Source organism: Asanoa ferruginea (genome assembly GCF_003387075.1).
Lineage (GTDB): Bacteria > Actinomycetota > Actinomycetes > Mycobacteriales > Micromonosporaceae > Asanoa > Asanoa ferruginea.
This window is the reverse complement of the sequence record NZ_QUMQ01000001.1, coordinates 4,799,037-4,813,299: the sequence shown is the minus strand read 5'-3', so window position 1 is coordinate 4,813,299 and position 14,263 is coordinate 4,799,037. Positions and strand designations below refer to the sequence as shown.

Below are 14,263 nucleotides of genomic sequence, written 5' to 3'. Positions count from 1 at the left end.
ATTGGATCTTGTCTCTAGCCGAGGGACTCGTCGACGAAGCACCATTTCCAGTTTTCGCCGGGTTGGAACGACTTGATCACCGGGTGGGTGGTCTCGTGGAAGTGCGCGGACGCGTGCCGGCTCGGCGACGAGTCGCAGCAGCCGACGTGGCCGCAGGTCTCGCAGAGGCGCAGGTGCACCCAGTCGTGCGCGCCGGCGCCGAGGCAGTCCTGGCAGCCCTCGCGGGTCTGCGGCTCCGGCGTCACCGACGCGGTGATGTGCTCGCAGGTCATTGGCTCCCCCATCAGTCTTCCTCCCTGCGGATGAGCAGGGATTCCTCGAGGTCGAGGTCGCGGTAGGCCCGGTTGAGCACCTCTTCCGGGATGCGGCCCTCGTCGCGGGCGGTGCGGAACACCTCGCGCTCGGCGTCGATCATCTCCTGCCGGAGTCGACCGTACGCCGCCGAAGGGGTCTCCCGCCCGTCGCCACCCAGCCGCTCCCACGCGGTGTTGGTGCGATCGACCACCTGCTGGCGCAGCCGCTTGACCACCGACTCGGGCGCGCCTTCGAGGTTGGCCTCCAGCCGGCTCTTGGCCGCCCGGGCCGCCGCCTGCTGCACCGACGCCTCGGCCAGGAAGTCCTTGGTCGGGTCGTCGGCCGGCAGCCCGACCATGCGCGCGAAGACGGGCAGCGTGGTGCCGAAGACCAGCAGGGTGAACAGGATCACCGAGAACGCGATGAAGATGAACACGTCGCGGGGATAGATCGCCTCGCCCTCGCCGGTGCCAACGGTCGGCAGCGCGAGGGCGGCGGCCAGCGTCACGACGCCGCGCATGCCGGCCCAGCCCAGGATCACCGGATGGTGCCAGGTGAACGTGGTCTCCCGGCGGCGGATGCGGGCCGACATGCGGGGCACCCAGGCGCCCGGCAGCACCCAGACGTAACGGGTGACGATCAGCGTCCCGATCACCGCGAGCGTCACACCGACCACGGTGCCCCAGGGGGTGCTGATGTCCAGGATCACCGCCCGCAACTGGAGGCCGACCAGCAGGAAGACCAGCCCCTCCAGGAGGAAGCGGACCAACCGCCAGAACGCGTCCATCTGGAGGCGGGAGCCGGCCGCCATCAGCGTCGGCATCCGATGCCCGAGGGCGAGCCCGGTGACCACGACGGCGACCACACCGGAGGCGCCGGCCTCCTCGGACACGATCACCACGGCGAACGGGATCAGCAGCGAGAGCGCGTTGTCGAGCAGCGGGTCCTTGATCTTCTTGTGCAGGTAGCCGAACACCATCGTGGCGACGATGCCGATCGCGATGCCGCCGCCGGCCGACCTGAGGATCTGCACGCCGACGTTGCCGAACCCGACCGCGCTACCGGTCGCCGCGGCGGTGGCCACCCGGAGCAGCACCAGCGCGGTGGCGTCGTTGATCAGGCTTTCGCCCTCGAGGATCGTCACCAGCCGGCGCGGCAGGCCGATCCGGCGGGCGATCGCGGTCGCCGAGACGGCATCGGGCGGCGCCACCACCGCACCCAGCGCCACGCAGATCGCGAACGGCGCCATCGGCAGGATCAGGTGCACGACGTAGCCGACCGCCAGCGCCGTGAACACCACCAGGCCGACCCCGAGCAGCAGGATCGGCCGGAGGTTGAAGCGGAAGGCCGGAACCGAGGTCTGTAGCGCGGCGATGTAGAGCAGCGGCGGCAGCACGCCGATCAGCACGAACTCGGGGTCGAGGTGGAACGTCGGGAACCCCGGGACGAACGAGAGCGCCAGACCGATAATCATCAGCACGATCGGCGACAAAATGCCGATTTTGCGAGCCAGCGCCGCCCCGAAGACGGCGACCGCCAGCAGGATGACGATCTCGGTCAGCTGGTGCATGGGCGAAATGCTATTGGGCGTACGCGGCGGCGCCCAACCGCACCGCCTCACACCAGCTCGGGCAGCACCTTCGCGCCGAACGCCTCGATGAAAGCCGTCTGCTCCTGCCCGACATGGTGCAGATAAATGCGGTCAAACCCGATCTCGGCGTACGAGCGCAGGTTCGCCGCGTGCCAGCCGAGGTCGGTGGAGATGTCGACGGTCGCGGCCACCCGCTCTATCGGCAGGTCGGCGGAGACGGCGTCGAAGTGGTCGGTCAGCTCCAGGTCCCAGCAGACCGGCGGCGCGAACACGTTGGAGCGCCACTGCTCGTAGGCGATCGCCTCGGCTTCCTCCTGGGTGCCCGCCCAACTCAGGTGCGCCTGGAGGCAGACGGGTCCACGCCCGCCCGCGTCGCGGTAGGCGGCGACCATCCGGAGCAGGTGCTCGTGCGGCGCGTTGACGGTGATCAGCCCGTCGGCCCAGCCGGCACACCATTCTGCGGTCTCGGTGCTGACGGCCGCCCCGATCAGGGCCGGCGGCTCGGCGGGGCGGGTCCAGAGCTTGGCCCGATCGACGGTGACCAGCCCGTCGTGGCTGACCTCTTCACCGGCGAGCAGCGCGCGGATGATGTCGACGCATTCTTCGAGCCGCTTGGTACGCAGCTCCTTGCGCGGCCACCCACCGCCGGTGATGTGCTCGTTGCTGGCCTCGCCGGTGCCGAGGGCGGCCCAGAACCGGCCCGGATACATGGCGCCGAGGGTGCCGATCGCCTGCGCGATGATCGCGGGGTGGTAGCGCTGTCCCGGCGCGTTGACCACGCCGAACTGGAGGTCGGTGGCCTGGAGCGCGGCGCCCAGCCACGACCACGCGAAGCCCGATTCGCCTTGGCGTGCGCTCCACGGCGAGAAGTGGTCGGAGCTCATCGCGGCACCGAACCCGGCCTGTTCGGCCGCGACCGCGGCGTCGAGGAGTGCGCGCGGATGGACCTGCTCGTGCGAGGCGTGCCAGCCATAGACGGTCATGCGGTCAGGTACTACCCCGGGACGGGGCCGGCTACACAGGCACGCATTCGCCGCAGTGCCGCTTGCATCCGATCGCGGCGCCGCGATGACCGCGGCGCCGCGTCGGCACGCCGCTGGCCACCAGGCGGCTGAGCTGGCTGTGCCGGACGCTACGCCGCGAGAGCTGGCGCGGGCGCTGATTGGGGCGTGGCCTCGGGCAGACGGATCCGGGCGACCAGCCAGGCCGCGGCGGCGAGGGCGACGCCCGCGAGGCCGAACGCGAACGGAGCGCCCCGCGTCGCGGCCAGTGTCCCGAAGCAGACCGAACCCAGCGCGCCCGCGGCCTGTAGAGCCAGCGACTGCACGGACACCACCGTCGCCCGCTCTCCCGCCGCGACCCGGGCGTGCAGCACCGCCGCCTGCGGAGCGGCCGTGATCCCGAGGCCCACGAACAGCACCAGGTAGGCGGCAGCGATCACCGTCACCCCGGCGACCGCCCCGTGCAGGGCAGGCCCGGCTACCGCGACGCCCAGCAGCGCCACCGCGCCCAGCGCGATGCCGGCCACCCCGGCCCGGACCGCCGAACCGAGCCGGCGCTGCACCCACGGCCCGAGCAGGCTGCCGACCGCACTGGCCCCGAATCCCGCGGCAGCGACCGTGGCATAGGTGGTCGCGCCCCGGGCCGGATCGCCGACCAGGCCGGCCAACCACCCCGGGGTGAGCAACTCGATCGCGGACAGGGCCACGCCGACGCCGGAGCCGGCCAGCAGCAGCCGCGCGAGCACCCCGTCGCGCAGCCCCAACCGGAGCCCGCCAGTGACGGTCGCGGGCACGCCGCGCAGCACGGCGCCGACCGTGGTGCGCGGCCGCGGCGGCTCGGGCATGCCACCGAGCGTCACCCCGAGCCGGACCAGCTCGACCAGCGCGGCGATCGCCACCGGAACGGCCAGCGCCGACAGTGGACCGACCGCACCGATCGCGAGCGGCAGGGCCCCGCCGACCAGCGTGCCGATCAGCAGCCCGACCGAGGACGCGGCCTCACCCCGGGCCAGCCCGCGGGTCAGGAACGCGTCGGGCCCCTCGGCGGCATGCATGGTGTCGACGAACCAGGCCTCGTCGGGACCGCTCGACAGGGCCCGGGCGACGCCGCGCAGCACCGCCGACGCGGCGAACAGCCAGAACCCGTCGGCGACGGCCAGCAGCGCCAGCCCGGCGAAGCTGGCCACCGCCGAGGCGGCGAGCACCGTGCGGCGCCCGATCACGTCGGCGAGCCCCCCGGTCGGCAACTCGAGCGCCGCCGTCGTCAGCGAGAAGACCAGCACGACCGTGCCGATGGCGGCGACGCTGAGCCCGCGATCGAGCATCAGCAGGATCTTCGTCGCCACGTAGAGCCCGCTCGGCAACCAGAACAGGAAGACCAGCAACGCGTAGCGCCATTCGGCGCGCCGCCCGGTCATGACTCGTCCGCGACGTCGTCCCAGCCCGGCGGGTCGATCCGCGGGAAGCCGCCGTAGAACAGCATCACCGGCCGCGCGTCGGGCTCGCCGGCGTCGGCCGCGACGAACTCGTCGATCAGCGCGATCACCCGTTCCTCCAGCGCGTGCAGCGACCGCGGCGTCAGCGTGGCCGGGAGGTCGCTCATGCCGGCGGCGCCCACCCACTCTTGCGGCAGGTCGGTCTGCGCGGCGTCGTAGGCCGAGATCGTGCGGTCGAGCGCCGCCAGCTGGTGCCGGCGCATGACCGACACGGCGGCCCGCCCCTCGGCGGTGACCGACAGCGCGGCGCTGTCCCACGAGGTCGTCGGCTCACTGGCCTGCCAGCGCCGCTCGCGCCCGTCGCGCTGCTCGGCCTCTTCGACGAATTTGAAGCGGGCCAGCTTGCGCAGGTGGTAGCTGGTCGTGCCGGTGTCGGTGTCGAACCGCCGCGCCAACTCGGTCGCGGTGGCCGGCCCGTCGGCCCGCAACGCGCCCAACATCCGCACCCGCAACGGGTGCGTGACCGCCTTGAGTTCATCGACCTCGGTGATGATGCGATCCGCCATGGGATCGACCATACCAACTACAGAGAAAGTTCTGCAAACAAAATTCTGCAATCAGCGGGTACGCCGTGCGCGCTGCTGGTCAGGCGACCCAGACGGTCTTGGCGTTGCAGAACTCGCGGATGCCCAGGTCTGCCAACTCGCGGCCGTAGCCCGAGTTGCGGACGCCGCCGAACGGCAACTCGGGATGCGAGGTGGTCATGCCGTTGACGAAGACCTGGCCGGCGTCGAGGCCGGCGATCAACCGCTCCCGCTCGCCCGGGTCGGTGGTCCAGGCGTTGCTGCCCAGGCCGTACTCCGTCGCGTTGGCGACCTCCAGCGCCTCCTCCACCGACTCGACCCGGTAGAGGCCGGCGACCGGGCCGAACACCTCCTCGCCGAACAGCCGCATCTCGGGGGTCAGGTCGGTGACGACCGTGGGCGGGTAGAACCAGCCCGGCCCGTCCGGCACGCGCCCGCCGGTCAGCACCGTCGCGCCCTTCGCGACCGCGTCGTCCACCTGCGCGGCCACCTCGTCGCGGCCGCGCGCCAACGCCAGCGGGCCGATGTCAGTCGCGTGGTCGAGCGGGTCGCCGACCTGGAGCCGGGCCATCCCGTCGGTGAACGCCCGGGCGAACGCGTCGTAGATGTCGCCGTGCACGATGAACCGTTTCGCCGCGATGCACGACTGGCCGTTGTTCTGGCAGCGGGCCCGCACGGCCGTCGACACGGCGCGGTCGAAGTCGGCCGACGGGAGCACCACGAACGGGTCGCTGCCGCCCAACTCCAGCACCATTTTCTTCAGCGCGCGGCCCGCGATCGCCGCCACCGCGCGGCCGGCCGTCGAACTGCCGGTGAGGGTCGCCGCGCGTACCCGATGATCCAGCAGGATGTCCTCGATCGCGTCGGAGCCGACGAGCAGGGTCTGGAACGCGCCGGCCGGGAAACCCGCGTCGCGGAACAACTCCTCGAGGAACAGCGCGGTCTGCGGCACGTTCGACGCGTGCTTGAGCAGCCCGGGGTTGCCGGCCATCAGGGCCGGCGCGGCGAAGCGGATCACCTGCCAGAGCGGGAAGTTCCACGGCATCACCGCCAGCACCGGACCCAGGGGCTCATAACGGGTGTACGCCGTGGAAGCGCCGACCGCGACGGCGTCGTGCGGCATGTCGGCCAGGAACCGCTCGGCGTGCTGTGCGTAGTAGCGGCACGCGCTCGCGCACTTGGCGACCTCGTCGGCGGCCTCCCGGACCGGCTTGCCCATCTCCAGCGTCATCAGCCGGGCGACCTCGGCCTGCCGGCCCTCCAGCACCAGGGCGGCCTCGCGCATCCAGGCGCCTCGCTGGTCGAATGTGGACGCTCGCAGCGCCGCGGCCGCTTCGGCGGCGTACGCCAGGATCTCCTCGATCTGCTTTTCGCCCATCGGCTCGAACGTCTGGAGCATCTCCCCCGTCGCGGGGTTGGTCGTGGCGATGGGCATCGGCGTCTCCTGAGTCATTCGAACAACGAGTGATGCACGCCGGGCTGAGCGCGATGCCGGGCCCGGCGGCGCAGTTGCACGATCACCACGTCGGCCAGCGCGGTCAACGCGACCACACCGCAGATCACCGCCAGGACCATCAGGTCGGCCCGGGCGCTGAGCCAGGTCAGCACGGCGAAGACCACCAGACCGAAAACGGCCAGGACCAGACGGAGATTGAGCGCGGAGTACGGGTGCCCGACGGTGCCCCGCGCCCCGCGCGGCTGCGGGTTGACCTGGTGCGGACGCTGCGGCGGGTTTCCGGTCATACCGGACGACTACCCGCCGCCCCGGCCGGTTAACCGGACGGCGGCGTAAAGCGGAAGACGAGGCCGCCGAGATCGTCGCTGACCAGCAGCGAACCGTCGGCGAGGCGGGCGATGTCGACCGGCCGGGCCCACGGGGCATCGGAGCCGAGGAAGCCCGTGGCCAGGTCGTGCTGGTCGCCCGGGCGGTCACCGGCCCACGGGAAGTTGACCACCTTGTAGCCGGTGGGCTTGCTGCGGTTCCACGAACCGTGCAGCGCGACCACGGCGCCCAGATCGGGCACGAAGGTCAGCCCGAGCGGCGCCGAGTGGGCCTGGATGCCGAGGTCGACCGGGGTGGCGGCGGCACAGTCGGCCGCCGCGCCGTCGCGGTTGAGCTCGTAGTCGCGCTGGTAGGGCATGTCCCGCAGGCCGCCCGACGGGTCGGGGTTGCAGAACGGCCAGCCGTAGAAGCCGCCCTGCTTGATCCGGATGAACTCTTCGGGCGGGTGGTTGTCGACGTACGCCGTGTCTTTCTTGCCGGTCGCCGGGTCGATGATGTTGTCCCGGTTGTTGACCACCACCCACAGGTCGTGGGTGCCCGGCGCGATCGCCAGCCCTTCGGCGTTGCGCAACCCGCGGGCGACCAGCGCCTTGCCGGCGTTGTGCCCAGCGGCGTCCCATCGGTAGATCGCACCCCGGATCGGGTCGCTCTTCGTGTCGGAGGCACAGGCGTTGCAGGTCGACGCGATCGAGACATAGAGGGTGTCACCGTCGACCGCGATGTTCTTCAGCACGTGGCCGTAGGTGCCGCGCAACTCGGGCAGGCTGTCGTCAGGGAGCCCGTCGACCACCACTTCGGCCGTCCCGGCCGTGGCCGCACCACCCACGTAGGGATAGCGGACCACCCGGTCGACCGCTGAGACGTAGATCCACTGCCGGCCGCCGACGGTGGCCAGCACCATGTCGTGCGGTCGGTCGAGCCCGGAGAGGAAGGTCGTGGGTTCGCTCCCGCTTTGCGGGACCCGGGCGATCTCGCCCGCGCTCGGGCGGGAGACCAGCACCGAGCCGTCGGGTAGCGGGAGAAGGAAGCGGGCCTTGGGCACCCGGGCGTAGACGCCGGCGGACCAGCCCGCGGGCAGGTTGACCGAGTGGTCGGTGCCGGCAACGGGCACCGGGGCCAGGCCGGCACCCGGCGAGACGCTGCCGGTCGGTGCCAGTTCGGCCGGCGCGCCCTGATCGCAACCAGCGACCAGGGCGGCCAGTAATGCCAGGACTGCTATGGGGCCGGCCGGGCGCATTCCTGCAACCTACCCGGCCGGGCCCGATCTACATCAATGGCCGTATCGGCCGTGTCCGTACCAGTCGCGCCGCCCCCGCCAGTCGCCACGACCCTGCACGTCGCCCCGCGTGTACCAGTCACGGGTGCGCGACGAGTAGGCCCGCCGCCCCCAACTGGCCCAGTGCAGGAAGAACAACAGCACGATCAGCGGAAAAACCGGGAAGAACAGTGCACCGTTGGCGATGAACAGCGCGGCGAAGAGCACCCCGACCGCGGCGAGCACGCCGGCCCGGCGGCGCAGGAACAGCCGCATCTCGGCCTTCGCCTGTGCCTCGGCCTCGGGCGTACGCACGAGTGCCCCGCGACCTCCGTCGGGCAGGTCCGCGGTCAGCGGGCCGAGCTCGTCACGGTAGGTCGCCTTGTAGGCCGCGGTCAGCCGCTGCTCTCCCTCATCGAGATTCAGCCGCCCCTCGGTCATCGCGGCGCGCAGGATGGTCGCGATTTGTTCGCGTTCGGCGTCCGAGGCTCGAAGCCGCGGGCCAGATGGCGTGGTCATGGCTCCCTCCGCTCATGTCGACCTACCTACAAGACTGCTCCTTTCCGCGTTCGATTGCCTGCGGCCTGTGATGGCTCTCGCTCTACTCCCCACGGAGTAGACGGGTGGGGCTGATGTGGCGTTTCTACGCCCCCCGAAGTAGTCCGCTCCCGGCTCCCGGCCGATTCCGGGGGTGGGCGCGGTGCCCTAGCGTCGGTGCCATGCGCGGCACGCCGGACCCTCAGGACGCGTGGCCGCGCGCGCCCTGGGCCCGAACCGGCGAACCGCGCCGCTACGGCCGCCACGGCGCGGGCCTGGCAACGCTGGTGTCCCTGGTGCAGGTGATCGGTGCCGAGGCGGCCGCGCGCGACAACCCGGCCTTCGACGGCCTTACCTATCCCGGCGCCGCGCTGCTGCTCACCGGATCGGTCGCGCTGTTCTGGCGCCGGCAGGCCCCGCTCCCGGTGCTCGCCATCGCTCTTGGCTCGACGGTGGCGTACGCCCTCTCCGGTTATCCGCACGGTCCTTTCTTCTTAGCGGCAACGGCGGCCTACTTCGCGGCGGTGGCGGCGGGCCGTCGCTACCCGGCGCTGGTGCTGGCCTTCTGCGGCGTGGCGGCCTATATCGGCTGCGGCTGGTGGTTCGCGAGCGCGCTGGGCGTGCCGGCGCGGTCTTTGGTATCGCCGCGCGACGCGGTGCTGGCGGTCGTCTGGCTGGTGCTGTGCCTCGCGGCCGGCGAGTTCGCCCGGGTGCAGCGGGGCCAACTCGCGGAGATGGCCCGGATGCGGGCCGAGCAGCGGCGCGCCCGGGAAGAACAGGAGCGCCGGCAGGCCAGCGAGGAGCGGCTACGGATCGCCCGGGAGTTGCACGACGTGCTCGGCCATCACCTGTCCTTGATCAACGTGCAGGCCGGGGTCGGCTTGCACCTCATCGACCAGCAGCCTGAACAGGCGCGGGAGGCCCTCACTGTGATCAAGTCGGCGAGCGCGGAGGCGTTGCGCGAGGTCCGTTCGGTGCTGGCCGCTCTACGGCCCGCCGAGGAGGCGGCGCCGCGGGCGCCGGCTCCGGGGTTGTCCCGGCTGGGCGAGTTGACGTCCGGGGCCGGGTTGGCGGTGGAGACGGTGGTTTCCGGGGAGCCGCGGCCGTTGCCGGCCGAGGTCGACCGCGCGGCGTTCCGGATCGTGCAGGAGGCGCTGACCAACGTGCGCCGGCACGCCGGGCCGGGCGCGAAGGCGACGGTCGCGGTTTCGTACACGCCGGGACGGGTGGTGGTCAGCGTGGTCGACGATGGGGTGGGCGTTGCGCTTGGCGACGGCGCCGTCGAGTTGGGCACGTCCGGCAAAGCCGGCGCAGACAGCGCGGCCAGCAAAGCCGGCGCAGACGTCGCTGGCAATGTCCCATTGGGCGGCGGAGCCGGTGCGGCCGGCGCGGACAGCAAAGCCGGCGTAGGCGTCGCCGGCAAAGCCGGACTGGGCGGCGGAGCCGGTGCGGCCGGCGTGGGCGGCACGCTCCGCGATGGCGCCGTCGAGTCGGCCGCGGCCGGTAAAGTCCAACCGGCCGGCAGCGCCGGTGCCGCCGGCGTGGACGGCGAAGCCGGACCCGGTGATGAGGCCGGCAATGGAATTGCCGGCATGCGGGCTCGGGCGGCCGCGTTGGGCGGCACGCTCACCGCGGGCCCTGCCGACGACGGCGGTTGGCGCGTCGAAGCGATTCTCCGGGACGCCGACCGATGATCTCCGTGCTGTTGGCCGACGACCAGGCGCTGGTGCGTGCCGGTTTCCGCGCGCTGCTCGACGCGGAGGCCGACATCACGGTGGTGGCCGAGGCCGGCGACGGCCTGGCCGCGGTGCGGGCGGCCGCGGCGACCCGGCCCGACGTGGTGTTGATGGACATCCGGATGCCCGGCGTCGACGGACTCGAGGCGACCCGCCGGATCACCACCGACCCGGCGCTGGCGGACACCCGGATCGTCATCCTGACGACGTTCGAACTCGACGAGTACCTGTTCGAGGCGCTCCGGGTGGGCGCTTCCGGGTTCCTGGTCAAAGACACCGAGCCGGTCGACCTGATCCGTGGCGTCCGCGCGGTCGCGGCCGGTGACGCGCTGCTCTCCCCCGGGGTGACCCGCCGGGTGATCGCCGAGTTCGCGTCGCGCGACCGCCGGCCCGCGCCAGCGCTACCGCCGCCGGATCAGCTCACCGACCGGGAGCGCGAGGTGGTCGCTCTGGTCGGCGCCGGCCTTTCCAACGACGAGATCGCGGCCCGCCTGGTGGTCAGCCCGGCCACCGCGAAGACCCACGTCAGCCGGGCGATGATCAAGCTGGCCGCGCGGGACCGGGCGCAGCTCGTGGTCTACGCATACGAGGCCGGGCTGGTCCGTCCATCCTGGACCGATTAGCCCTGGCGGGGGCCGGGCAACTGCGGCGGGGTCGGCCAGTAGGCGGCCCGCGGGCGGTAGAGCTCGCGGGTGCGTTTGGCCAGGTCGGTGGTCGCCGACGAGTTGGCCCAGGTGCCCAGGATGATGGCGGCGCCGGGCACGATCTTCGCGAAGATCCGCTTGGCGGCCCGGATGCCGGCCATCTGCGCGAGCTTGACGCCGAGCTTGGCCAGCACCTTGTGCATCGGCGTGCCCCGGCCGCTCAGCAGCGCGCCGGCCTTTTCCCGACCGGCCGCGACGCCCAGCGCCAGCCGGGCGGTCTCCGCGACCTTGTGCACCTTCTGGAGCACCAGCAGGTCGGTGGCGCGTTCCGGCTCGCGCGGGTCGACGCCGTAGGCGGCCGCCATGTGCAGCACCATCCGCGCCTGGTTCCAGGCCAGCACGCCGACGTCGACGACCGCACCGGCGATGCCGGTCGCGCCGGAGACGGCGCCGGAGAGCCGGGCCAGGTTGACGAACTTGCGGGCCGCGAGGTCGGCCAACGCGTCCGGCGGGATGCCCGGGCGTTGCGCGCGGGTACGCATCCCCCACTCGTGCGCCTCGGGACCGAGCCGGCGAACCGCCTCCAGCGCCAGGTGCTCCGGCGCGTATTGCGGGTCCGCCTTCATCTTCTCCCAGAGACTCGCGGGCGGCGCCGCGGCAGCGTCGGCGTCAGGCTCCGCCGCGTCCGACGGCGGGGCGTCGGTCCCGGCGGCGCCGAACGGCGCCGGGCCGTTCGACCCGACGGCATCGGTTCGTGATGCGTCCGACGCCGGGAGGTCGAACTCCGGCGCATCCGGCCGCGAAGCGTCCGGCCCGGGGGCGTCGAACCGCGGAGCCTCCGACAGCGCGGACTCCGGCGCATCCGGCCGCGAAGCGTCCGGCGCGGGCGCGTCGAACCGCGGAGCCTCCGACAGCGCGGACTCCGACCCCTGCCGCTTCAGGCCGGCGTCGAACGCCACCGCATCCAACCGCGAGACCTCCGGCTGCGCCGGGGTTCGAGGTCCCGGGGGCTCGGGCCAGAGTTCGGCTGAAGCCGCAGCGGCCGGGGGTCCCGACGGCGCGGTGGGGGGCGGGGTGTCGGCACCCGTGTCGGGGTGGGTCACGGCGTCCTCCGGGGGAAAGGTGGGGGAAGGACTCTTTGTACCCCAGGCGCACCACCGGCGAACCACAGTGCGGGCTCGACCGGCCGGCTGACCTCCGTATCCGTTCCGCTGGTTCACCCCGGGGCCGGGTTTGCGGTAGCGTCCCCAGCCGGACTGACCGTGATCAAGAACCGTGAGGGTGCGCATGTCCACGGCCGGCGACGACCAGGGTGAGCTGCGGATCGGCGGCTGGCTGCCACCGGCGGAACTGCCGGCGGCCGCTGACGACGGCCAGGTCACCCAGGTGATTCCGGCTGTCCCGGCCCAGCCACGGCGGCCGGCCCGGTCAGGCCCCGGGCACAACCCCGGCGGGGAAGCCGTCGACGAGCCACGGCGCCGGGGGCGGCGTACCGCGATCGCTGTCGCTGTTTCGGTGGCAACTGTCGCGGTCGCGGCCGGCGTACCCCTGCTGATGTCGGCTTCTGATCAACCGACCCCGCCTGACCAGCGGGTGCTGCCGGCACCCACCGCGAGCGCCTGGCCCGACGAGTCACCCACCGCGCCGCCGACGACCCAGCGGCCGAGTCGCCCGCCGGCCAGTCGCGGCACGGTGCGGGGTGCGCAGCACGCCACGCCGCCGGCCACCGGCACCAAGGCGCCCGACAAGGTGGCGGCGCCGCCGAAGACGACAGTGTCGCTGGAGGCCGAGGCCGCCGACCTCGATGGCTGGGCCAGCACCCGCCGGGTCGACTCGGCTTCCGGCGGGCGGGTGGTCACCCGGATCGGCTACCGGCGCAGCTCGCTGACCTTCACGACCCCTGCCGTGCCGCGGGCCGGTGACTACGACGTGGTCGTCTCCTACGTCGCCGATGACCGGCGGCGGGCCGAGGTCGAGGTCGGCGGGCGGGATGTCGGGCGCTTCGAGTTCGGGTCGACCGGGAGCTGGGAGTCCGTGAAAACGATGACGGTCCGGCTGCCGTTGGCAGCCGGACCGAACATCATCGAGTTCAGCAACTCGGATGGTTGGGCGCCGGATTTGGACCGGATCACCCTTACCTACTAGTTAGCCCTACTTCATCAGGGCGTCGGCGACGGCCTGCGCACGGAACTCGTGCTGGGCGTAGGCGTCCGGGAACGCCGACACCTGGACCGTCTGGGCGGCGGCCGACAGCGGCATGTTCTGCCAGTTCGGCACCTGCTTCAGGGCGTCGAGGAAGGCACCGGCCGAGTACGTCGGGTTCATCAGGTTCTTGACCGAACCCCAGCCGGAGGTTGATCGCTGCTGGAACAGGCCGACCGAGTCGTGGTCGGAGCCGCTGCCCTGGTGGGCGTAGTTCATCGACTCCGGAACGACGTCGCTGGCCAGGTTGAGCAGCTGGCTTTCCTGCATCGAGGTCGCGATCGCGATGACCGCGCCACGCTCGCCCATGCCCTTGGCCTCGGCGACCTTGACGATCGCCATGGCGTTGTTCATCTGGGTCTGGCTCAGGCCCATGACCGGCTTCGGCTGCGTCGGGCGCACCGTCTTCGGCTTCGCCTTGTGCTCGGCCTTCGGCTTGGACTTGGCCTTGTCGTGCTTGTCCTCCGCCTTGGGGTGGACAGCCGCGGGGGCGGGCTTGTCTGCACCCTTGGCGGCACCGGCCGCGTGCCCACCAGCCGAGGTGGGCGGTGCGGACGGGTACTGACCGATGTCGGCCTTCTTGACCGAGTCGACAGTCGCGACCGCAGCGGTGGTGCTCCTGGTGTCGTCGTGGTTCTGGGTAGCGGCGGCGGTGCCGGCGGCAGCGGCCACGCCAACGGCGGCCAGCACACCGGTCGCGATCGCGACCCGGGCCGGGCCACGCTCGCCGAGCGCACTACGCATCTTGTCGTAGCCAGGCATGGCGGTCACGCGGTCGCGGGAAGCGGTCCACATGCCGGCGGCACGCTCGGCGTACGGGTTTGCCTTGATCGAGTCGGCCTTGCGAGCGGTCTGCTCCGTCAGCCGGTGCCACTGGCCCCGGGTCGCGGTGTTGATCTTCGCGGTACGGAAGACGAGTCGCTCCTGGAGGCGGCGGGCGCCGGTGGTGGGCCGTTCGGTCGAGTTCGTTTCGGGTGAACGGTCCGCGGGGGTAGCGGCGCCGTTCTCGGGCTCGAGGGTGTGGTCGTCACGCATTGGACGAGGCTAGGCAGGCCCCAAGCCGATTACCCACTGTTATTTAGTGGCAGTTGCCACAAAAGCCAAATACCTAATCGGTCAGTCGATATCGGTCGCTCACTGCCTGCACATAGCCACGCGTAAGGGGCAAGTCGTGAAATGGCCAAATACCTAGCCTGTGCT

13 protein-coding genes and 1 pseudogene are annotated in these 14,263 nt (G+C 72.0%); 3 read left to right on the top strand and 11 right to left on the bottom strand.

Going from position 1 to position 14,263, the window contains the following annotated elements; all coding sequences use genetic code 11:
- Positions 1–14: 14 nt before the first annotated feature.
- From DFJ67_RS22655 to DFJ67_RS22615, 9 genes are all read right to left on the bottom strand, one after another.
- On the bottom strand, positions 15–284 hold the full coding sequence (locus DFJ67_RS22655) for a UBP-type zinc finger domain-containing protein (RefSeq protein ID WP_409363000.1): 270 nt from the start codon (positions 282–284) through the stop codon (positions 15–17).
- Positions 284–1,864: a Na+/H+ antiporter gene (locus tag DFJ67_RS22650; protein ID WP_116069829.1), complete on the bottom strand. Its 1,581-nt coding sequence runs from the start codon at positions 1,862–1,864 to the stop codon at positions 284–286. Before DFJ67_RS22650 ends, DFJ67_RS22655 begins: the two co-directional genes overlap by 1 nt.
- Before the next feature lie 47 nt (positions 1,865–1,911).
- On the bottom strand, positions 1,912–2,868 hold the full coding sequence (locus DFJ67_RS22645) for a TIGR03885 family FMN-dependent LLM class oxidoreductase (RefSeq protein WP_116069828.1): 957 nt from the start codon (positions 2,866–2,868) through the stop codon (positions 1,912–1,914).
- 149 nt (positions 2,869–3,017) lie between these two features.
- Positions 3,018–4,304, bottom strand: coding sequence for an MFS transporter (locus DFJ67_RS22640; protein ID WP_116069827.1), 1,287 nt, complete (start codon positions 4,302–4,304; stop codon positions 3,018–3,020).
- Positions 4,301–4,888 (bottom strand): winged helix-turn-helix domain-containing protein, encoded by a 588-nt coding sequence (locus DFJ67_RS22635; protein WP_203784423.1) that lies wholly within the window; start codon positions 4,886–4,888, stop codon positions 4,301–4,303. The genes DFJ67_RS22640 and DFJ67_RS22635 overlap by 4 nt, the downstream gene beginning before the upstream one ends.
- Before the next feature lie 79 nt (positions 4,889–4,967).
- A complete protein-coding gene (locus DFJ67_RS22630) occupies positions 4,968–6,341 on the bottom strand; it encodes an NADP-dependent succinic semialdehyde dehydrogenase (RefSeq protein WP_116069825.1) in 1,374 nt (457 codons plus the stop codon).
- 14 nt (positions 6,342–6,355) lie between these two features.
- A complete protein-coding gene (locus DFJ67_RS22625; RefSeq protein WP_116069824.1) occupies positions 6,356–6,649 on the bottom strand; it encodes a DUF6343 family protein in 294 nt (97 codons plus the stop codon).
- Between the two features lie 29 nt (positions 6,650–6,678).
- Positions 6,679–7,926 (bottom strand): PQQ-dependent sugar dehydrogenase, encoded by a 1,248-nt coding sequence (locus DFJ67_RS22620; RefSeq protein ID WP_116069823.1) that lies wholly within the window; start codon positions 7,924–7,926, stop codon positions 6,679–6,681.
- Between the two features lie 33 nt (positions 7,927–7,959).
- Entirely contained in the window at positions 7,960–8,463 is a 504-nt protein-coding gene (locus DFJ67_RS22615; RefSeq protein ID WP_116069822.1) for a DUF1707 SHOCT-like domain-containing protein, read from the bottom strand.
- Between the two features lie 200 nt (positions 8,464–8,663).
- Between DFJ67_RS22615 and DFJ67_RS22610 the strand changes: the two genes are divergently transcribed.
- Together DFJ67_RS22610 and DFJ67_RS22605 are read left to right on the top strand one after the other, a co-directional pair.
- Positions 8,664–10,175, top strand: a complete 1,512-nt coding sequence (locus tag DFJ67_RS22610) for a sensor histidine kinase (RefSeq protein WP_170215934.1) — start codon at positions 8,664–8,666, stop codon at positions 10,173–10,175.
- Positions 10,172–10,840, top strand: coding sequence for a response regulator (locus DFJ67_RS22605; protein ID WP_116069820.1), 669 nt, complete (start codon positions 10,172–10,174; stop codon positions 10,838–10,840). The genes DFJ67_RS22610 and DFJ67_RS22605 overlap by 4 nt, the downstream gene beginning before the upstream one ends.
- Here DFJ67_RS22605 and DFJ67_RS22600 read toward each other — a convergent pair.
- Positions 10,837–11,589: pseudogene (locus DFJ67_RS22600) on the bottom strand (EcsC family protein); the annotation flags it as partial. The gene DFJ67_RS22605 and the pseudogene DFJ67_RS22600 sit on opposite strands and share 4 nt — an antisense overlap.
- A gap of 559 nt (positions 11,590–12,148) precedes the next feature.
- Between DFJ67_RS22600 and DFJ67_RS22595 the strand changes: the two are divergent.
- Positions 12,149–13,006 carry a hypothetical protein gene (locus DFJ67_RS22595; RefSeq protein WP_116069819.1) on the top strand — a complete coding sequence of 286 codons (858 nt, stop codon included), beginning with the start codon at positions 12,149–12,151 and terminating at the stop codon, positions 13,004–13,006.
- Between the two features lie 6 nt (positions 13,007–13,012).
- On the opposite strand, the gene DFJ67_RS22590 is transcribed toward DFJ67_RS22595, so the two are convergent.
- Positions 13,013–14,098, bottom strand: coding sequence for a hypothetical protein (locus DFJ67_RS22590; protein ID WP_239097623.1), 1,086 nt, complete (start codon positions 14,096–14,098; stop codon positions 13,013–13,015).
- Positions 14,099–14,263 lie beyond the last annotated feature (165 nt).